This window comes from Chryseobacterium defluvii, assembly GCF_014204415.1.
GTDB lineage: Bacteria > Bacteroidota > Bacteroidia > Flavobacteriales > Weeksellaceae > Chryseobacterium > Chryseobacterium defluvii_A.
Genome location: NZ_JACHLE010000001.1, coordinates 21580 through 42211, shown reverse-complemented (window position 1 = coordinate 42211; position 20632 = coordinate 21580). Strand labels below are relative to the sequence as shown.

Genomic DNA, 20632 nt, shown 5'->3' with positions numbered 1-20632 from the left:
TAAACTAATTAAGTAAAATGATAAATATTGTTCTGTTCGGCCCTCCAGGAAGCGGGAAAGGAACACAAGCACAGAATCTGATCGAAAAATTTAATTTAAAGCAGGTCTCAACCGGTGATCTTTTCAGATATAATATGAAGAATGATACCGAGCTTGGGAAACTGGCAAAATCATATATCGATAAAGGAGAATTGGTTCCGGATCAGGTAACAACGGATATGCTGATCGACGAGATCAGAAAACCGACCGATACCAACGGGTTTATTTTCGATGGCTACCCAAGAACAGTGGCACAGACCGAAGCTTTGGAGAAGATCGTTAAAGAAGAACTGAACGATGAGATTGATATCTGCCTTTCATTGATCGTAGAAGATCAGATCTTAACTGAAAGACTTCTGAAAAGAGGAGAAACCAGCGGAAGATCTGATGACAGCAATGCAGAGATCATCGAGAACAGAATTAAAGAATATTACACCAAAACAGCAGAAGTTGCGGAACTGTACAAACAGCAGGGAAAATATGTTGAAGTAAACGGCGTAGGGGAAATTGATGAAATTGCCCAGAAACTTTTCGCTGAAGTAGAAAAAATAAAATAGTTAAAAGTGATGAGTAATGGGTTATAAGTTTCACAATTCATAACTCATAATTCATAACTCATAACTCATAATTATAAGAAATGTCAAATTTTGTAGATTACGTAAAGATCCATTGTAAAAGCGGACATGGCGGTGCAGGTTCTGCACACCTTCGCCGTGAAAAATATATTCCCAAGGGCGGGCCCGACGGCGGAGACGGCGGACGGGGCGGACACGTTATCATGAAAGGAAATGCCCACGAATGGACTTTACTTCCCCTTCGCTATACCCGCCATATCAAGGCTGATCGTGGTGAGAACGGAGGAAAAAACCAGCTTACAGGAGCTTTCGGGGCGGATGTTTATATAGAAGTTCCCATTGGTACGATCGCAAAAAATGAAGAGGGTGAGATCATTGGTGAGATCATGGAAGACGGGCAGGAAATTATCCTGATGGAAGGCGGAAAAGGAGGTTTAGGAAACGAACATTTCAAATCTTCCACCAATCAGACCCCGAGGTATGCACAGCCGGGGCTTCCGGGCGAGGAAGGCTATATTACCTTTGAGCTTAAAATTTTAGCTGATGTGGGCCTGGTAGGCTTCCCGAATGCCGGAAAATCTACTCTTCTGGCCTCTGTTTCTGCAGCGAAACCTAAAATTGCCAACTATGCCTTTACCACTTTGACCCCCAACCTGGGAATTGTGGATTACAGGAATTACAAATCTTTTGTGATGGCAGATATTCCGGGGATCATTGAGGGAGCAGCAGAAGGAAAAGGTCTTGGACACAGGTTTTTAAGGCATATTGAACGAAATGCGATTTTATTATTTCTGATCCCTTCAGACTCCGAAGATCATTTTCAGGAGTTTAAGATCCTTGAGAATGAACTGAAAGAATATAATCCTGAACTGCTGGATAAGGATTTCATTATTTCTGTCTCGAAATCCGATCTTCTGGATGATGAGCTGAAAAAAGAAATTGCCGCAGAATTTCCTGAGAACAGACAGCCTTTGTTTTTTTCAGGAGTAACGGGAGAAGGCCTTACAGAGCTGAAGGATGCCATCTGGAAGAAACTTCACGGATAAAATATAATAAGGGAAACTTTTTAGTTTCTCTTTTTTATTGGTATTTGGAACAATTCTTGAAAGACATCAGTCAAATTTAAGTTATGAAATATTTACTAAGCCTTTTTGCTTTTCTATTTTTATTTTCATGCCATTCGCAAAATACCCAATCCAAATATTCTACCATTGAATATGAGGCTGGTGCCTGTTTCGGATTCTGCCCTATCTATAAGATGACCATCAATTCAGACAGAGCGGCTGTTCTTGAGGCAGAGCATTTCAATTTCACCAAAAATCCTTCAAAAGCTGAATTTTCGAAAGAACGTGAAGGAACTTTCAAGGCAACCATCAAAGATGCAGACTATAAAAAACTGGTTACTCTGCTGGATGAGCTGAATGTAAAAAATTTGAAAGACAAATATGGCGATCACAATATCACCGACCTTTCCACATCACATCTGAGAATTAAATTTGCAGACGGAACCTCTAAAAATGTGGAAGATTACGGAAAGAACGGCAGCGATGAACTGGCAAAAGTGTATCAGGCATTTGAAGATCTGAAACATAATCAGCAGTGGACCAAGATAAAATAATCCACTTAAAAATATTTAAACTACCTTTGCAAAAGTATATTCCTTCATAATTTGAAGGAATTTTTATTTAATTAAAACTATTCATTTGAATTTTACAGACCTTAACATTATAGAACCCATTGCAAGAGCAATTCAGGGTGAAGGGTACACCAATCCCACCCCTATTCAGGAAAAAGCAATTCCTGAAATTATAAAAGGGAAAGATTTTTTAGGATGCGCACAGACAGGAACCGGAAAAACCGCCGCTTTCGCCATCCCTATTTTGCAAAACCTGACCAATAATAAGACGCCCAATAATCATATAAAAGCTCTTATCCTTACTCCCACAAGGGAACTGGCGATACAGATCGAAGAAAGCTTTAAAGCGTATGGAAAGTATCTGCCTTTGAAAAAACTTGTAATTTTTGGCGGGGTAAAACAGGGAAGCCAGGAAGCAGCCTTGAAAAAAGGTGTTGACATTCTTGTAGCTACTCCCGGAAGATTATTGGATTTTATTTCACAGGGAATTATCAGTTTAAAGGACCTTGAGATCTTTGTACTTGATGAAGCCGACAGGATGCTGGATATGGGATTTGTGCATGATGTGAAAAGGATCATTAAGCTTTTACCTCAAAAAAGGCAATCTCTTTTCTTTTCAGCCACAATGCCTGCTGAAATCCAAAAACTGGCAGACTCCATTTTAGTAAATCCTGTAAAAGTAGAGGTTACTCCGGTTTCTTCCACGGCAAAAACCATTCAGCAGTCTGTGTATTTTGTGGAAAGGGAGGACAAACTGAATCTTCTTACCCATATTCTTCAGAATGATATTGCAGAATCGGTCTTGGTGTTTGCAAGAACCAAACACGGGGCAGACAGGATCACCCGGAAACTGGTTAAAAGCAATATTTCGGCACAGGCCATTCACGGAGACAAATCCCAGAATGCCCGCCAGAATGCCTTAAGTAATTTCAAATCCGGGAAAACCAGGGTCTTGATTGCCACCGATATTGCTGCCAGAGGAATTGACATCGATGAGCTGAAATACGTTATTAATTTTGAACTTTCGGATGTTTCCGAAACCTATGTTCACCGGATCGGACGGACAGGAAGAGCGGGTGCGGAAGGAACTTCCATTTCTTTTGTGGACGGGCTTGACCTTTTAAACTTAAAGAATACAGAAAAGCTGATCGGAATGAAAATTCCTGTTATTAAGGATCACCCGTTCCATACGGATAATCTGGTTGCACAGAAAAGGGACTCCAATAACAAGCCTGTCCAGGCAAATTCCCAAAAACCTAATCCGGCTAAAAAGGAGGATATAGGGTATAAAAAACCTAAGAATAAAAGCTTTTTCAGAAAGAAATAATAGTAAATTTTCACCGCAAATTGCAAAAGTTTTTATTTAACACGTAAGCTTATCAGGATGCTGTTTAAAAGGGAATAAAGAACCCATTAGTTTTTTAAATAAGCTTATGTGAGCTTTATCTTCAAGCTCAATATTAACTTATGGTACTCAAGTGTTAAATAAAAACTTTTGCGACTTTAGTGGTTTAGAGATTAAACGAATTAAGTCTCACTTTTTATTAATTTATACGCTATTTTGTCATTTCACGAATATCTTATTCGCATTTTCTGTAGTGATCCTGTCAATCTCAGCGAAGTCCTTTTGGTAGATATTCACAAGCTTCCCGGCTACCAGATCCAGATAGGAGCTTTCGTTCCTTTTCCCTCTGTACGGAACGGGAGCCAGATAAGGAGAATCTGTTTCCAGCACTATTTTTTCCAACGGGATCTCATGCAGGAACTGATCGATCTTTCCGTTTTTGAAAGTGACTACTCCACCTATTCCTAAGATAAAGTTTAAATCTATGGCACGATTTGCCTGTTCAAGATCACCTGAAAAACAGTGAAAGATCCCCCGAAGCTTCGGATGTTTTTTCCCTTCCAGCACTTCAAATACTTCGTCAAAGCTTTCCCTGGTATGAAGAACGATAGGCAGGTCTTTTTCAATCGCCCAGTCGATCTGCTGCTCAAAAGCTTTCACTTGGATGTCTAATGTGGTTTTATCCCAATACAGATCGATCCCGATCTCGCCAATAGCCGGAAAAGCCCGCTGATCAAGATAATCCTTTACAATTTTCAATTCTTTTTCCCAGGTTTCAGGTTTTACATAACAAGGGTGCAGCCCCATCATTGAGAAAATGTGCTCCGGATATTCTGCTTCCAACTGAAGCATTTTTTCATGAGACTCAGAATCTATAGCAGGAAGATAAAACTCTGTAATTCCTTTATCTAAAGCTTTTTGAATAGCTTCTTTTCTGTTTTCATCAAATTCTTCTGCGTATAAATGGGTATGGGTATCGATCATTTGAGTTATAAGTTTTGAGTTATAAGTTATAAGTTTTTAGCAGTCATCCCATAACTCAAAACTTATAACTCATAACTATTAAAATATTTTATGCTTTACTTTTTTCCGCTGGGCTTCTATCCTTTCGTTAAGTTTTTTCTTAAATTCAAGATATTTCGGATCTTTCTCATCCTCTGTTTTATGCTCCAGTGCTTTATGGATCTTAAAGTTCTCTTTGATAAAATCTTTGGTTTCTTCAGAAAAATAGGCTTTCCCGAATTTCTCAAAAATATAGTTCACCGCCTGTGCATTCGGATGGATCATATCTTCCTTATAAAAACGGTAATCCCTGAGATCATCCATGAGTATTTCATATACAGGCAGATAATGGCAATTTTCCAGCCCGGAAATGGCTTCATGGACAGTTGTGATCAGTTTTGATTTGCTCAGCTGGTTCTCAACCATCCCATCCTTAGTGTGGCGAACAGGAGAAACCGTAAAGAGTATTTGCATCTCATCTTTACAGATATCTTTCAGACTGAGAATAGTATTGTATATGGCGTCTGTAATTTCATGATGGGTCAAAAGCCTTTTCTCAAAGTATCTCTGAGGGATCTTATGACAATTGGCCACCAGCTTTTTCTTAGGAAGAAACTCATAAATAAATGAAGTTCCGTAAGTAATGATCACCCAATCGGTATCCTGGAGAAATGCATTGCCTTCTTCTAGTTTAGCATTGATCTTTTCCAGGGTCTGATGAATGTACCGTGTATCAAAACCCGTATGATGATCCAGTGAGATGAACTCGTCATTAAAGGTGATAAGATCCTCTTCCGTATAAAATTCCGAATCATGGAGCCTCTTTACCGCAGTATTAATGGAAAACGGGTTAAAAATGGTCCCAAACGGATTATTAACGGTCTGAAGCTGTCCCTGACCGAACAGGTCTGACATTTCCGAAGCAAAACAGGATCCTATTGAAAATATTTTATCCTCAACATCTATTTTCTGCCCCGATTCTCTGATGTCAACTTCAGTCCTGAATTTCATTGTATAGGTATAAAGCTGCAGGCATAAGGTACAGGTAACTATTACCTGTCGTCTAAAACCTGCAACCTGAATTTAACTCTCTCTTCTCAAAAGATAATTAGCCAGCTCTATGAAAGGTTTTTTCTTTTCTTCGGAAATATCGATCTTTTGAAGGTAGTTCTGGCCGATCTCATTATGCTTTTCAATTAAACGCAAAGCTTTTTCATCCACTTTGGTCCTTCTGAAAATCTTTTCAACGCCATATACTTTGTCGATATTATCGGTTTTTTTGGAGTACCAGTAATCCAGCTCTTTTCTTTCTTCCTCTGTACCATGTTCCCTTGCCAATAGATAAAGAACTGTTTTTTTATTTTCATAAATATCTCCCGCATGCTTTTTACCAAAGCTCGCCTGATCCCCGAATACATCCAGATAATCATCCATGATCTGGAAAGCGATCCCGATATGTTTCCCGAAATTGAAAATGGCTTTGGCATCCTTAAAGTTAGCTCTTGCGATCAAAGCACCGATCTCAAAAGAAGAAGCACTTAAAACTCCGGTCTTATAGGTGATCATCCGGATATAATCATCATAGGTTACATTTTCCTGTGTCTCGAAATTGATATCATACTGCTGGCCCTCACATAATAAAAGGCCGGTATGGGTGAATATCCTGATACATGCCTTAAAGATTTCCGGCTCAAGATCTTCAAAAAACTTATAAGCTTTTAACATCAATCCGTCCCCCGAAAGGATTCCTACGTTGAGGCCGTGTAAGGTATGAATGGTAGGCTTATTTCGTCTCAGAGGAGCTTCATCCATAATATCATCATGGATCAGGGTAAAATTATGGAAAAATTCAATAGCCAGTGCAGGCTTTACAGCCTGGTTGAGATCACCACCGAATAAATCACATGCCATCAGAACCATGATCGGGCGAAGACGTTTTCCTCCATGGGAAATAATGTAATTCATTGGCTCATATAATTCTGTAGGCTTATCTTTAAAGGTATATTTATCAATGGCTTCTGCAACGATCTGCTGGTATCTGTCTAAAAATTCCATAAAGTGTTATAATTTCAACAAAAATACAATTTTTCAGGGCTTTATAAAACAAAAACATCATTCAAAGCTTTTAAAAAACATTAAAAAAGAAGCAATAATTTGCTTCTTTTTTATATAGGATAGAAAAACTAATCTAAAAAATTGTTACGTTTTCGTACGTTTCTATTAACACGCTCTTCATCTTCTTTTGGTATATTGAAGCGTGCCCGAATAAAAGAAACGGGATCTGCTAATACCTGTTTCCGCTTTTCGTTGTATCGTTCGTAGCTTGTCTCAACTGAATTTACAATAAGTTTAATTGGAGTTTTTACTCTTTGTAAAGATTGCAATATAAAATGATTATGCTTTTGTTTATCTTCCAACTCTATAATCAACCCCGGCAAACCTTTAAAATTATAAGGTCCTTCAGGAATTGGAACTTCGTCTGTGTACCATGCGTCAATACTTCGTTTTCCATATTTCCCTATAGCTTTATAACATTTATAGCCACTTATCACTTTCATTTCTTTTGTCAAAGTCCATGTACATATGCTTTGTGGAACATAACTATAATAATCCTGCAGTAGTTTGTCATAAATTAACACCTTATCTTTATTAACATAAACTTCGGATATAAATAAAGCCTTCGGTATTGAACCTGTATTTAATTTTACGACTCCATTTGTCGCATTTTGAAATCCTTTTTCTACTATTGCATATGACAATGAATCACTGATATACTTTTGAATACTTTTGAAATGGGAAACATTATCTCCTATTTGTAAAGAAGCCAATTCCTCATATTTTGAATAACTATCTAATGTATCTACATATGAGATAATCTTATATTTGCATACAATATATGAGCTATCAACAGTAAGTTTTTGACTGCAAAAAAGAAGAGGAAATAAAATCAGAAATGTTAAAAGATTTTTTCTTTTCATTATCACTTACAAATTACCAAACACCCTCTATATCTTTACCTAAGCCATTATTATAACCTGTTCCACAATAATATGCTTCCATAGCTTGCATATCTGATTGAACACAATGCCACGCTGCTTGTGCTGAAGCCAGGTTTCCTGGCTCATAACAATATCCACTATTATTTAGTTCCACACCACAAGAAGTCATTTGATATGTTTGATAACAAACCATTTCAATCTTTTCCTCTTTTAAGGTTTCCTGTTTAGCAATTCTTTCTTTTTCTATTTCTTTAGAAGGCTCCACAGTGTTTTTTGCGCTAATAAATCCTGCAACTCCTAAAGTTGCTAAAAAAATAATTCTTTTCATCTTAAACTGAAATTTGAAGTTAATAAAAAAATTTAAGTCAAAAGTGTTTCGCGAAAACTTTTATCAAAAATGTGAAACGATCTTTTACTGAACAATTCCAAAAAGAATAAAATACTATTCCATTTAGAATAAAGAATTTCTTACAAAAAAGTTATCTTTACATTTCAATACCAGAATTATGAATAGCAGTATAGGTTTCAAAATAAGAAAACTAAGAGAACAGAAGAATATTTCTCAAGAAGATTTAGCATATCATTTAGACATATCTCAGAGCAACCTTAGTAAAATAGAAAATGGTGCAATCGAAAAAATAGACTTTCTTTTTATGCAGAAAGTATCAGATTTTTTCAAGGTTGAGCCACAGTATTTTTTAGAGGGAGATACCATTATTAATGATATTGAAACAAGTAATAATTCTGCGGTAGGATACATCAGTACCTTGACAATAAATAATAATATTGATGGGGATCTATTTAAAAACTTCGTTCAAAATCAGGAGCAGATAACCCACCTCATAGAAATACAGAATAAGCTGATAGAAAAATTATTTAACAAATAATTTTTTTATACAAAAAAAACTTTGCCTTATCAGACAAAGTTTTTATCATTATTTGAATTTCTGTTTTAAGAAATAAATCTCACTAAAAGATAGGTGACTCCCGCCACAATTGCAGAAATCGGGATCGTTAATATCCATGCCCAAAGAAGGCTCACCGTAATCCCCCATCTTACCGCGGAAACTCTTTTCGTTAACCCGACCCCGATAATGGAACCGGTAATGGTGTGGGTAGTGGATACAGGAATACCAAAATGATCTGTGATAAACAGAGTGATTGCCCCCGCTGTTTCAGCACTTACCCCTTCCAGGGAAGTAACTTTAGTAATCTTAGTCCCCATTGTCTTAATGATTTTCCAACCTCCGCTCATGGTTCCTAAACCGATGGCAAGGAAGGAAACTAACGGCACCCAAAGATAGTGTTCTGCAAAATAATCAAAACGGGCTCCGGATTCAAGATTTACATATATCGGGTCGTTCAGCATCTCAACATGATAATAGATCAATGCAGCCCCAATAATCCCCATTACTTTCTGTGCATCATTCAAACCGTGCCCTAAGCTGAATAAGGCAGACGAAGCCAGCTGCAATCTCTTGAAAGATTTATCCGCCTTATATGGGTTCGATTTTTTATAAAGGTGTACAATGATCAGGGTGATGATAATGGAAATAATCATTCCTATGATTGGTGCCATAAAGATGAACAGGAAAATTGGGATCACTTTATTGAATTTCACAACATCCTGTGAAGTCACCTGATGAAAGGCATGCTTCAAGGTATCAAAGAAACCTAATTCTGGCTGAGCGGCAGCAACACTATGATAATCCATCATAAAAGCATGCATCAATGCAGCTCCCAAAAAGCCTCCGATAAGGGTATGTGATGATGAGGAAGGGATCCCGAACCACCATGTTAAGAGGTTCCAGGCAATAGCTGCTACAAGTCCTGAGAATATAACCTCAAGGGTGATAAAGTTTTCATTAACAGTTTTGGCAATTGTATTACCAATTTTAAACTCTCCAATGACATATGCGGCTAAAAAGAAGGCTGCAAAGTTCCAGAGCGCCGCCCAAAGTACAGCCTGGAATGGAGTTAAAACTTTTGTAGAAACTATAGTGGCAATTGAATTGGCCGCATCATGAAAACCATTAATGTAATCAAAGATCAGAGCCAAAGCAATGATAACTATAAGTAAAATAGGAAATTCCATTTTCTGTTAGATTGTTTAGGCGTATTTAATCATGATGTTCTCAATGGTATTGGCAACATCTTCTGCTTTGTCCGTTACTATTTCAAGATAATTAAGTACGGATGAAACTTTGATAATGTTGATCGCATCATTGGTCTCAAATAACTCAACCATTGAGTTGGAAAGCAGGTCATCAGCAATATTTTCGATAGAATTTACTTTGATGCAGGCTTCTTTCACCTGCTCCATGTTTTTGAAACCTTTCAGGTTTTTCATGGCATTCTGGATCTCCAGGCATGCTTTATGGATCAATAGAGAGAAATCTGCATAAGCCCTCATTAAAGGCGATTTGTATAAGAAAATATATTTCGTGGAAGCGTAGATATAGTCTGCAATATCATCCAATCCTGTAGCCAGTGTATGAATATCTTCACGGTCGAACGGAGTGATGAAGTTCTTTCCAAGTTCTACAAAAATTTCGTGTGTTAATTCATCGTTTTTGTGTTCATAGTCGCTCATTTTTTTCAACATGGAGTCGTCGTTAAGGTCGAAGTCCTTTACTCCGTTGTTGAATTCTTCAGACATAGCAACCAGGTTATCAGTTACTTTTTCAAAAAGTACAAAGAAGATTTTATCTTTGGGCTGAAAAGCGTGGAAAATATTACCAATTCCCATTTTTAAGTATTTATAATTCGTGTGCAAATTTCTTAAAAAAGCGTCTTACCTGAAACAATCTTGTATTAAGTTTTATTAACATTAGGTTAACATCTGGTTATCAATAAAAAAACCGGCAGCAATGCCGGTTCTGGTATATTTTTTAAGAGTTTTAGTTAGCCACTTCCGCCCTCATTTCCTTTCCTTTGAATTTCATTGATGAAATATTGCTTAAAAGGTTATCCTTGAAAGATTTTTCCACCTCAAAAAAAGAAAATTTCTCCAGGATCTCAATGTCTCCTATTTCTGCTCTTTTTTTGCTTTTCCCAGAGGTTGCTTTATTGATGATATCCAGCACATCCAGTTTCTTCAGCTGATCTTTTTTACCCAGATTGAAGAAAAATCTTACCATATTCTCATTTCTTCTTCTGGGTTTTCCGCTACGTTCTCTGTCTCCCCTTTCGCCTCTGTCACGATCTCTTCCTCTGTCACGGTCCCTTCTGTCTCTTCTAGAATCATCATCCCTGTTACTCAATTTCTGCTCTATAAGATCATGCCTGTCCTTGTAATACAATGCAAGATCCTTAAGCTGGAACTGAAGCAGCTTATGTACTAATTCTTCTTTTGTAAATGCTGATAAATCAGGGATTAGAGAATCATCAAATTCAAAAAAATCTTCATGAACTTCGAAAAGGCTTTCAAAAACACCTCCTACCTGAGCTTTTATAACTTCTTCCCCGGTTGGGATCTTCTTCTCGTTGATATCGATCTTTGTTGCAGATTTGATCTGTTTCAGTTTTCTGCTTTCTTCCGGCTTGATCAGCGCCATTGAAATACCATCTTTCCCTGCTCTACCTGTTCTTCCGCTTCTGTGAACGAATACTTCAGGATCATCCGGTAAAGAATAATGGATAACGTGGGTAAGGGAATTTACATCCAGTCCTCTTGCTGCCACATCAGTTGCCACCAGGATATCAATGTTCTTCAGCCTGAACTTCTTCATTACGGTATCTCTCTGCGCCTGAGAAAGATCACCATGTAATGCATCTGCCGCATAGCCGTTCTGCATTAAGAAATCTGCCACTTCCTGGGTTTCCATTCTTGTTCTGCAGAAGATAATGGAATACTGGTTAGGGTTGGCGTCAATAAGCCTTTTAAGGGCTTCCTTTTTCTGACGGTATCCTACCACATAATATTCGTGGGTGATGTTCTTTTTAACTTCGTTAATAGATCCTACTGAAATACGGTGAGGCTTTGTAAGATAGTTCTTGGAAATTCTCTCCACTTCCTTGTTCATTGTTGCAGAGAATAAGAAAGTCTGCTTGGTTTCAGGAGTTTCGCTTAAAATGGTTTCCAATTCGTCTTTGAAACCCATAGATAGCATCTCATCTGCTTCATCCAATACCAGCCAGTGGATCTCTGAAAAATCAAGGGCTTTCCTGTTGATAAGGTCGATCACTCTTCCCGGAGTTCCCACAATAATCTGGGGTTTATCCCTTAAAGATCGTATCTGTTCTGTAATACTGCTTCCACCATACACTGCTGTGGTTTTGATGTTCTGCATGTATTTAGAGTAATTTTTTATGTCTTTAGCAATCTGAAGACATAATTCTCGTGTCGGACAAAGCACCAATAATTGGATTTTGCGACTCGTATCGTCAATCATATCCAAAATCGGAAGCGAAAACGCTGCAGTTTTGCCTGTCCCAGTCTGCGCAAGTGCGATCAAGTCGCGAATATCTGAAAGAATAAAAGGGATAGTCTGTTTTTGGATTTCTGTCGGGCTTTCGTAGCCCATTTCGCCAATTGCCTTAAGAATATCAGGACTTAAATTGGTCTCCGTAAATAAATTCATTAAATATTTTAAAATTTTTGCAAAGATACAATTATTATTTGAAATTGATTCGAGATAATATTACGGATTCAATAATTTTATTTTATAAAACTTTGTTCATTTTAAAATTTCCTCAAAAAAAAGTATGTTTTTTTATTTTTTAATTAACCAAACCAGAAGCAATATTTTAATTATCAAATCATTGTAATCTTTACCAAACGGCAGACCCTGTTTAAATTTATTACTCATATTTTTTGCAGTGGAATTCAGTTTGTCATTCCGAAGAATTTACATGGTGTAGAGATGATTCCAGCATGACAGATTGTGTGTTTAATTTAACAGTAAAAAATAACACTAGGAAATTAAAGGTAGGAATAAAATTTAAACAGGTTCTGATCCCGAAACATCTAATTTTGGTGAATAAACAGATTTAATTACATTTGATAAAAATTACAAAATATGCCAGCAATCCTTTCTCCGAAAACTTTTGACTTCTTAAAAAAGCTTACGAAAAATAATAACCGCGAGTGGTTCAATGAAAATAAGGGTCTTTTTACGGAATCCCAGCAAAATGTAATTGCTTTTCTGGAAGACCTGATCAAAGAGATGGGCGGATTTGATGAAGAACTTTCTAAAATAGATGCAAAAAAATCTCTCTTCAGAATTTACAGGGATACCCGGTTCTCGAAAGACAAGTCTCCTTATAAAACCAATTTCGGGGCTTCTCTGGGAATGGGGAAAGGCAGCCAGAAAGGAGGATACTATCTTCATCTGGAGCCTGGCAAATCTTTTCTTGCCGGAGGAATTTATATGCCTGAATCTTCCGTCCTGAAAGAAGTAAGAAAGGAGATTTCTTTATATGGAGAGGATTTCCTGAAAATTTTGAACAGCAAAGATTTCAAAAAGTATTTCCCGGAACTGGATCAGGACGATAAACTGGTAAAAGTTCCGCAGGGATTTGAAAAGGATGATCCGATGGCAGAATATTTAAAGCTGAAGAACTTCATTGTAGTCTATAACTTAAAGGATGAGGAGGCTTTGGATAAGAATGCGGTGAAAAACATTGGGAAGGTCTTTAAGCTGATGAAGCCTTTAAATGACTTCCTGAATACACCGTTCTTGTAAGATTAATTTTCAATTTTATAATTTCTCTTTGTCACTCCATAAAAATCCACGCTATTATTTTTTTGCGGCTTAGATTTGGGATGACATAACTCTGTTTTGATTCTTAGCATTTATTGTCTCAATCAGAAACAATAATTAAAACTTAGTATTAACAGAAAACAGGAATAAATTATTATTGATTGGCTATCAAAGCGTTATAATACAAACATTTTAACATTAGTTTAACATTTTTGCGTATCTTTGCTGTTCGTCAAAAAACTAAGGATGTCTTTATATCAGAGAATTGCAGAAAAACTACAGTATATAAGTCCGGATTTTTATAAAAAAAGATATTTTAAAAATTTAAATAATCTTGACCGAAATAATTTTTCGAAACGAAATGTAGAGCCGGAACTGATCTGGATTAAAGAATACTTATCTAAAAATGCGGTCATTCTTGATATAGGCGCCAATGTGGGAACATTTCTGTACCAGATCGAAAACAGGCTGAATCCCGAAAACATTTATGCTTTTGAGCCGAACAAAAAACTGTACCGCCGTTTGAAAAGATTATTTCCTTCGATGAGGGTGCTTCCTCTCGCTTTATCTGACGAAAATGCAACCGCAAAGTTCAAAGTTCCTATTGTTAACGGGAAGGCTACTGCTTCAAAAAGCGTCCTACATATATCCTATAAAGAGAATGACGAGGAAATATACCATACGGAAAAAGTAAAGGTAATCAAGCTGGATGACTGGGCTGCCCTGGAGCATTTCAACAGACTGGACTTCATCAAAATAGACGTACAGGGCAATGAAATGAAAACGCTTTCAGGAGCCAGGAAAACGATCAGGCAGTTTTTGCCCACTTTAATGATTGAAATAGAGCAAGGACCTCATCATCCGCCCGTATGGAATGATATTTCCGAAATTGAGACCTGGGGATATGAAGCAAGATATCTGGACCGAAGGAATTTTAAGCTTGAAAAGCTTACAGAAGAGATCATAACACAAAATACCATCAATGAAAAAAATAAAACCGAATATATCAATAATATAATTTTCATCCCTAAAAATTTTTAAAACAGCGTTATGAGTGTAGTGGCAAGGCAAGGGTTCAAATATTCCATTATCGGGTATATTGGTTTTTTGTTGGGTACGGTTTCAGCCATCTTCATTTTCCCGAATGATTTTGAATTTTATGGAAAGCTGCGCTACATCCTTCCAAGCGCGGAATTTTTGGTTCCTTTTGTGGTAATGGGGATCTCTTATTCCAATGTCAAGTTTTTCCATACGGTCGAAAAGGACGGAAAAAAGCAGAATATGCTTTCTTTATCCTTACTCACTGTTTTTATCAATTTTTTGGTGTTTTCCCTGATCTTTTTCCTTCTGCCTTATGTGTATCCCAAATTCAGGGAAACGGAAGCATGGAAAATCAAAGAGATTATTCTCCCCTTGGTCTTAATACTTTCTTTCTGTGCTATTTTCAATAAGTATATTTCCAATTTTAAAAGAATTGTAGTATCCAACGTTTTTGACAATCTTTTTCCTAAAATTGCCAATTTAGGGGCATTTTGCATTTTCTTTTATTTTGCATTGTCACAGAGGATTGCTCTGGCCTTCTTTTTCGGGATGTTTGCCCTCATGTTTTTAGGGTATATTTTTTATATGAATAAACTGGAGAAAATAGAGCTTGATTTTAATACGGATTATTTCAGAAAAAATAATTTCTGGAAAGAGTTTTTCAACTACAGCTTTTTCGGGTTTCTGGGAACATTCGGGAATTATATGGCTATCAACAGCCTTATGATCGGTGAATTTATGGGAATGGAAGAAAATGGGATCTATGCCGTATTGTACGCCCTGATCTCTCTTATATCGATCCCCCAATTGGGTTTGTTCAATGTTTCTGCTCCTATTATCAGTAAAAATCTTGCTGACGGGGATATGGAAGAGCTGGACAGGTTTCATAAAAAAACTTCTTTATCTCTATATTTTTTGGGATCAGTACTGTTTTCCTGCATTATGGTAGGTTTTCCTTATTTGACGCAGTTTATGCCTGAAAACGGCACAGTGCTGAGGGAATACGAGCCCGTGGTATGGATCTGGGGCTCTGCCGTTCTGGTAGACCGGGCAACAGGATTTAACGGAAATATTATTTCCCTTTCCAAGTATTACCGGTTTAATATTCTGGTGATGCTTTTGCTGGCAGGGCTTACTATCGGCCTTAATTATTATTTCATTAAACATACAGAACTGAAACTGATCGGGATCGCTTTATCTACAGCAATATCCCTGACCACATACAATATCATCAAGATCGTCTTCAATTATTTTATGTTCAAAGTATCTCCGCTAAGCATTGAGATGATCTTTGTCTCAATAATTTGTACATTAGCTATCACTGTAGCTATCGTTCTGCCGAATTTTGATAATCATTTTATAAACCTGATCTATAAACCGGCAGTAGTACTGGTGCTGATCTATATAGGAAATTATTTCACAAAGATATTCCCGATTGAGGATTATCTGAATGTGAAATTTTTAAAAAGTATTTTTAAATTTAAATAATATTTCCCTATCAATTAATTACCTGAATATTTTTTTAGAATACATTAATTTAACCTTGTTTTTAAACTCCATTGCATGCAGGTTATTTACATTTTAGTTGCCACAACAGACAGAAAAATTCTGCAGAATGACTTCTTTAAGTACCTGCAAACTTCTGAATATTTACAGCTTGTAGTCTCAAATCAAATTATACACGAAGATATTGCCTTAGATTGGGATAAACCTTTTACAAAGATCATTAATCAGAAAAACAAAGGGATTTCTTTAAACAGAAATTCCTGTTTACATGCAGTTGAAAAGGGAGTAGGAATTATTGCTGATGACGATGTTTCCTATAATGAAGATTTTGAGCAGATTATCAGAAAAAGTTTTGAACAAAACCCGGACTTTGATATTTTCACATATAAAATAGACACACAAACAGAAAAGCCTTATAAAGGGTACAGCAAAAATTCTTATGAATTGAATTCCAATTCGGTATTAAACAGACAGAAAATTTTAAAAATATCGAGTATTGAGGTTGCTTTTCGGATCGAAAAAATAAAAGAAAAGCAGATTTGGTTCAATACCGATTTTGGAATAGGCTCAAAAAAAATGACTGGTGGAGAAGAAGTTATTTTTTTATTGGATTGCCTGAGGGCAGGCCTGCGATTGAAATATATTCCTGAATTTCTTGTAAATCATCCGTTTATAAGTTCAGGAAAACAATATTCCAATAAGCTACTGTACTCATTCGGACAAGTCTTTCACAGAGCCTACGGATTATTATATTATCCTTTCTGTGTCTATTTTTTATTAAAAAAACTTCCTAAGCTTAAACAAGAAAAAATTCCGTATTTTTCAGCACTTAAAACTATGTGGTTTGGACAATAGTACACCTTTTTTTTCTGTTTTAATGGCCAATTTTAATAGAAGCGACTTTATTGAAGAAGCTATACAAAGTGTTTTAGATCAATCTTATAAAAATTTTGAACTGTTAATATGGGATGACAGTTCTTCTGATGATTCTATAAAAATCATTAAAAATTTTTCGGATAACAGGATCAGACTTTTCCAAAACCAGAGTAATAAGGGAGCCGGTTTTACTAAAGCACAGTTGGCAAAGAATGCTAGTGGAAAAATTTCCGGTTTTTTTGATTCTGATGATGTTTTAGATCAATCAGCATTAGAAAAAATGGTGCAGATGCATCAGCTAAATCCTGATGCTGTTCTGATATATTCCAATCATTTTGTATGTGACGAAGCACTAAAAATTATAAAAGAAGGAAGTTCAAGAAAAATTCTGAAAGGCGAGAACCATCTCACCTATTTTGGTATTTCTCATTTTGCAAGTTATAAAACAGCTAATTATTTTCTTACTGAAGGTATTGATGAAACACTTACCAAAGCCGTAGATCAGGACTTATATTACAAGTTAGAAGAAACCGGCCCGTCTGTATTTTTTAATGAATGCCTGTATTATTACCGTCACAATTTCTCTTCAATCTCTTTAAATAAATATCAAAAATCTGCTTTTGAAATAAAGCTTGCTGTAATGGAAAAAGCTTCGGAAAGAAGGGAAAACACCTCAATAAAATATCCAAGCAAATCATTTCTGAAATGGTTAAGGATGAAAAATATAGAGCAAAAGAAATGGTATATGATCCCTCCTTTCGTTTCATTGAATTACATCCTATACCTGATAAAGATGAGGCTGAAAAGACTATAACATTATCTGATGTAAAAATATACACAAACCTCTGACTGAATTATAGTTGCAGGATTAATATTAAAATTGATAATTTTCTATATGTTTTATATAGATTTACTATTTTTTAAACCCTCTTCTTATTATACATCTATTTTTCCTACTTTTATACCCCGAAAAGAATAGATCAATAAAAAAATGAAAAAAATATTCATTGTAATTCTCCCACTCTTTTTGAGCGGATTTTTATTTTCTCAAAAAAAACCTCAGAAAAAGCCGGCTAAAAAATCAATCGGAGCAAAATTCAATTACACTGATGAATTCAAGAAAATCTCGAATGAGATTCTAATCAATGGCATTGCCTATGAAAACCTGGAAGAACTTACAAAAGGCATAGGACCACGTTTTAGTGCCACGCCGGGCTATGATAAAGCAACAGAATGGGCAGAAAAAAAGCTTAAAGAAGCCGGAGCCGAAAATATATGGAAACAGGAAGCAAGTGTCCCTATCTGGGTAAGAGGCAAGGAATCATTTCAAATAAAAACCTCAACTGGTGACTGGAAAAACATCAGAATGCTGTCTTTTGGGAATTCTGAAGGAACAGGGGGAAAGGATCTTGTTGCAGATATCCTTCTTCTAAAAGATTTTTCAGAATTTAACAGTCTGACTTCAGCCCAGGTAAAAGATAAAATTATTTTCGTTAACCTTCCTATTGACCAGAAGATTGTGAATACTCTGGATTCTTATCTGTCTACTATCAAATCCAAATTATTTTCTCCTTCTATTATTGCAAAAAAAGGAGCAAAAGGATTAATTATCAGATCATTATCCACTGCTTCCGATGACATCCCACATGCTAAAAAAGCTTATTATGAACCGGAAGATAAAATAAAAATACCAGCCTTAACAATTGGGGCAAAGTCGGCTGATGAGCTTGAAAAATTATTAAAAAAGCAACCTGTAAAGGCAAAGCTCAATATATCTGCCGAAACAAAAGGTGAAACGAAAAACTATAATGTCATTGGTGAGATTCCCGGAAAAAAAGACAATAAAGTAATTCTTCTCGGAGCCCAGTTAGATTCCTGGGATTTTACTGAAGGAGCTCATGATGACGGAAGCGGAGTCGTACAATGCATCGAAGTTTTAAGAGCATTCAAGACTTTAGGGATAAATAATAATCATACGATAAGAGTGGTATTATTTGCAAATAGTGAAAATGGCGGCGGCGGAAGCAACACTTATGCGGATTACGTAAAAAAGAAAGAAGAAAAGCACATTTTTGCATTAGAATCAGATTCCGGGGGCTATTCTCCCAGAGGTTTTTCTCTGCAAATGCCACCTCAAAGAAGAAGGCAGATCTTTGAATGGGAAAAATATTTCCTGCCTTACGGGGTTTATAATTTTGATCGTACTGATGTAATACCACAGGATATTTCTCCTTTAATGAAGTTAGACATCCCATTATCAGAATTAGTAGTAGATACACAAAGATACTTTGACTACAATCACACTGTAGAAGATACTTTTGACAAGGTAAACAGACGTGAACTCCTGTTAGGCGCAGTGGTAATGACACAAATGATCTTTATGATCGATAAAAACTGGTAAAAAAAGAGAAAGAATATTTATTTTCCTATGAGTAGTGTTTTCAGATTTCCTTTTCTTAACTGACTAATAGGGAAAAAATTAAATAAAAAATTAAACATCAAGAAAACTGTTAAAACAACTGATGGTTTATAGATCAGGTTAATATATTTATTCTCAAATTCAGGAATATAGTAACTTATAAAAAAAGCTATTACAGAGGTCAAAATAATCCAGACATAGTTTTTAGAAAAAGGATGAACTTTGAATTTTGAATAGATGTACAGTAGTTTTATTATATTGTATGATAGCAGCGAGATGCCTGTAGCCAATGCAATACCTAACAATTCTAAATGGAAATATTTTATAAAAATTATATTTAGTACAACCGTTATGATCGCCAAAAACAGCATTGTGTAAACACTAAACCTATAATATTTTGACATTGCAATGATTTGTGAATTAAACCCTGTCGCTATATCAAATAATGTAGCCACACCCACTATCACAAATACTTGATAATTTGCTTTTAGCTCGTGTCCGTTTTTTATAATCTCAAACAGATATTCTAATCCGGAAAGCATTCCCACAAACAGAAAGCATCCTACTAAAAATAAAAACATTGATGATTTTTGAAAAATCTTATTCAGATCTGAAAAATTTTCTTCATCTATAAGCTTAGCAATCATTGGTGTAAAAATTGAAAAAACACCTGCCATAGGAATACTCAAAACTCCTATAATTGAAATAATGGTAGAGTAAATCCCATTGGGCTTTTCCCCCAATAATTCTGTGATCATAAAATTATCTATCCGCAATGCAAGCATACTTCCAAAAGCTCCCAAAAGAACAAAGAAACTATATGTAAAAATTTCTTTCCTAAGACTCGTGTCTTTTATAAAGATCAGATTTAGTTTCTTCGGAATTTTAGAAAATTTTAGAAAATAAAAAAAAATACCTGCCAGAGATAATCCAAAAAAAGAGGCAAATACAAATAAGGAAATCTCTTTTGTCAATCCTAAATAAACAAAACAAACAAAAGCTGTCAGTCCGGCTATTTTAGGAAACAGGTTATCAAAAATAGACGCCACGGTAATTCTTTGATAAATAGACAAATAACGAGAAAACAATTGAAAAAAAGACAAAAAACCTACAGATAAAAAGATCTCATATTTAAATTCCCATATCTTGGTTTCCCTGATGTTGGGAAATAACTGTCCCAAAAGTAAAAAGAGAAAAAATATGAATAAAAAGTTCGCCAATATAAAAACAAGCGAAAATTTAAAAAAATCATTAGATAAGCCTTTTGATTTAAGCTTATGATAAAATTTAATATTTGCGGAAGATATGCCAAAGACAACAAAAGGAAGTATCAGCTCTGCAGTAGGTTGTATATATCTTAATGTTCCGTAAAACTGAAAATTGCTTGTGTAAATAAAAATTGTCGATAAAATACCAAACAGGAAACTGAAATATCCTACCATACTGTATTTTATACTTTGTCTTACTATAACACTCATCTATACAATTT

The 20632-nt window shown here is 35.8% G+C and carries 20 protein-coding genes; 11 read left to right on the top strand and 9 right to left on the bottom strand.

Translation table 11 applies throughout. The features are described 5' to 3' along the window. Positions 1–17: 17 nt before the first annotated feature. The 4 genes from HNP38_RS00200 to HNP38_RS00185 all read left to right on the top strand — a co-directional run bounded on the left by HNP38_RS00200 (position 18) and on the right by HNP38_RS00185 (position 3577). Positions 18–596 carry an adenylate kinase gene (locus tag HNP38_RS00200; RefSeq protein WP_184182639.1) on the top strand — a complete coding sequence of 193 codons (579 nt, stop codon included), beginning with the start codon at positions 18–20 and terminating at the stop codon, positions 594–596. An 80-nt stretch (positions 597–676) separates the two neighbouring features. Further along, positions 677–1660 carry a GTPase ObgE gene (obgE, locus tag HNP38_RS00195; RefSeq protein ID WP_184182636.1) on the top strand — a complete coding sequence of 328 codons (984 nt, stop codon included), beginning with the start codon at positions 677–679 and terminating at the stop codon, positions 1658–1660. Positions 1661–1743: 83 nt separating this feature from the next. Then, positions 1744–2232 carry a DUF6438 domain-containing protein gene (locus HNP38_RS00190; RefSeq protein WP_184182633.1) on the top strand — a complete coding sequence of 163 codons (489 nt, stop codon included), beginning with the start codon at positions 1744–1746 and terminating at the stop codon, positions 2230–2232. 85 nt (positions 2233–2317) lie between these two features. Beyond that, positions 2318–3577 (top strand): DEAD/DEAH box helicase, encoded by a 1260-nt coding sequence (locus HNP38_RS00185; protein WP_184182630.1) that lies wholly within the window; start codon positions 2318–2320, stop codon positions 3575–3577. A 237-nt stretch (positions 3578–3814) separates the two neighbouring features. On the opposite strand, the gene HNP38_RS00180 is transcribed toward HNP38_RS00185, so the two are convergent. The 5 genes from HNP38_RS00180 to HNP38_RS00160 form a co-directional block, all read right to left on the bottom strand. Beyond that, positions 3815–4579 carry a TatD family hydrolase gene (locus HNP38_RS00180; RefSeq protein ID WP_184182627.1) on the bottom strand — a complete coding sequence of 255 codons (765 nt, stop codon included), beginning with the start codon at positions 4577–4579 and terminating at the stop codon, positions 3815–3817. Positions 4580–4657: 78 nt separating this feature from the next. Further along, positions 4658–5608, bottom strand: coding sequence for a GSCFA domain-containing protein (locus tag HNP38_RS00175; RefSeq protein ID WP_184182624.1), 951 nt, complete (start codon positions 5606–5608; stop codon positions 4658–4660). A 72-nt stretch (positions 5609–5680) separates the two neighbouring features. Further along, positions 5681–6652, bottom strand: a complete 972-nt coding sequence (locus HNP38_RS00170) for a polyprenyl synthetase family protein (RefSeq protein WP_184182620.1) — start codon at positions 6650–6652, stop codon at positions 5681–5683. 128 nt (positions 6653–6780) lie between these two features. Next, positions 6781–7575, bottom strand: a complete 795-nt coding sequence (locus tag HNP38_RS00165) for a GLPGLI family protein (protein ID WP_184182617.1) — start codon at positions 7573–7575, stop codon at positions 6781–6783. Between the two features lie 13 nt (positions 7576–7588). Further along, positions 7589–7924, bottom strand: coding sequence for a hypothetical protein (locus HNP38_RS00160; RefSeq protein WP_184182614.1), 336 nt, complete (start codon positions 7922–7924; stop codon positions 7589–7591). Between the two features lie 178 nt (positions 7925–8102). Here HNP38_RS00160 and HNP38_RS00155 point away from each other — a divergent pair, with 178 nt between their 5' ends. Further along, positions 8103–8483: a helix-turn-helix domain-containing protein gene (locus HNP38_RS00155; RefSeq protein WP_184182611.1), complete on the top strand. Its 381-nt coding sequence runs from the start codon at positions 8103–8105 to the stop codon at positions 8481–8483. A gap of 65 nt (positions 8484–8548) precedes the next feature. Here the strand turns inward: HNP38_RS00155 and HNP38_RS00150 are convergent, their stop codons facing one another. The 3 genes from HNP38_RS00150 to HNP38_RS00140 all read right to left on the bottom strand — a co-directional run bounded on the left by HNP38_RS00150 (position 8549) and on the right by HNP38_RS00140 (position 12179). Next, positions 8549–9691 carry an inorganic phosphate transporter gene (locus HNP38_RS00150; RefSeq protein WP_184182608.1) on the bottom strand — a complete coding sequence of 381 codons (1143 nt, stop codon included), beginning with the start codon at positions 9689–9691 and terminating at the stop codon, positions 8549–8551. Positions 9692–9706: 15 nt separating this feature from the next. Continuing rightward, positions 9707–10345: a DUF47 domain-containing protein gene (locus HNP38_RS00145; protein ID WP_184182605.1), complete on the bottom strand. Its 639-nt coding sequence runs from the start codon at positions 10343–10345 to the stop codon at positions 9707–9709. Between the two features lie 151 nt (positions 10346–10496). Then, on the bottom strand, positions 10497–12179 hold the full coding sequence (locus tag HNP38_RS00140; RefSeq protein WP_184182602.1) for a DEAD/DEAH box helicase: 1683 nt from the start codon (positions 12177–12179) through the stop codon (positions 10497–10499). Positions 12180–12617: 438 nt separating this feature from the next. Here HNP38_RS00140 and HNP38_RS00135 point away from each other — a divergent pair, with 438 nt between their 5' ends. From HNP38_RS00135 to HNP38_RS00110, 6 genes are all read left to right on the top strand, one after another. Then, positions 12618–13283, top strand: coding sequence for a DUF2461 domain-containing protein (locus HNP38_RS00135; protein ID WP_184182599.1), 666 nt, complete (start codon positions 12618–12620; stop codon positions 13281–13283). Between the two features lie 264 nt (positions 13284–13547). Continuing rightward, a complete protein-coding gene (locus HNP38_RS00130) occupies positions 13548–14342 on the top strand; it encodes an FkbM family methyltransferase (RefSeq protein WP_184182596.1) in 795 nt (264 codons plus the stop codon). Positions 14343–14351: 9 nt separating this feature from the next. Beyond that, the gene (locus HNP38_RS00125; protein WP_184182594.1) at positions 14352–15830 is read left to right on the top strand and encodes a lipopolysaccharide biosynthesis protein; all 1479 of its coding nucleotides are present in this window, start codon (positions 14352–14354) and stop codon (positions 15828–15830) included. A 75-nt stretch (positions 15831–15905) separates the two neighbouring features. Next, on the top strand, positions 15906–16703 hold the full coding sequence (locus HNP38_RS00120; protein ID WP_184182592.1) for a hypothetical protein: 798 nt from the start codon (positions 15906–15908) through the stop codon (positions 16701–16703). Further along, positions 16693–17538, top strand: a complete 846-nt coding sequence (locus HNP38_RS00115) for a glycosyltransferase family A protein (RefSeq protein WP_184182590.1) — start codon at positions 16693–16695, stop codon at positions 17536–17538. Before HNP38_RS00120 ends, HNP38_RS00115 begins: the two co-directional genes overlap by 11 nt. A gap of 177 nt (positions 17539–17715) precedes the next feature. Then, positions 17716–19125 carry a M28 family peptidase gene (locus HNP38_RS00110; protein WP_184182588.1) on the top strand — a complete coding sequence of 470 codons (1410 nt, stop codon included), beginning with the start codon at positions 17716–17718 and terminating at the stop codon, positions 19123–19125. Between the two features lie 17 nt (positions 19126–19142). On the opposite strand, the gene HNP38_RS00105 is transcribed toward HNP38_RS00110, so the two are convergent. Further along, on the bottom strand, positions 19143–20246 hold the full coding sequence (locus HNP38_RS00105) for a lipopolysaccharide biosynthesis protein (protein WP_228460882.1): 1104 nt from the start codon (positions 20244–20246) through the stop codon (positions 19143–19145). Between the last annotated feature and the right edge of the window lie 386 nt (positions 20247–20632).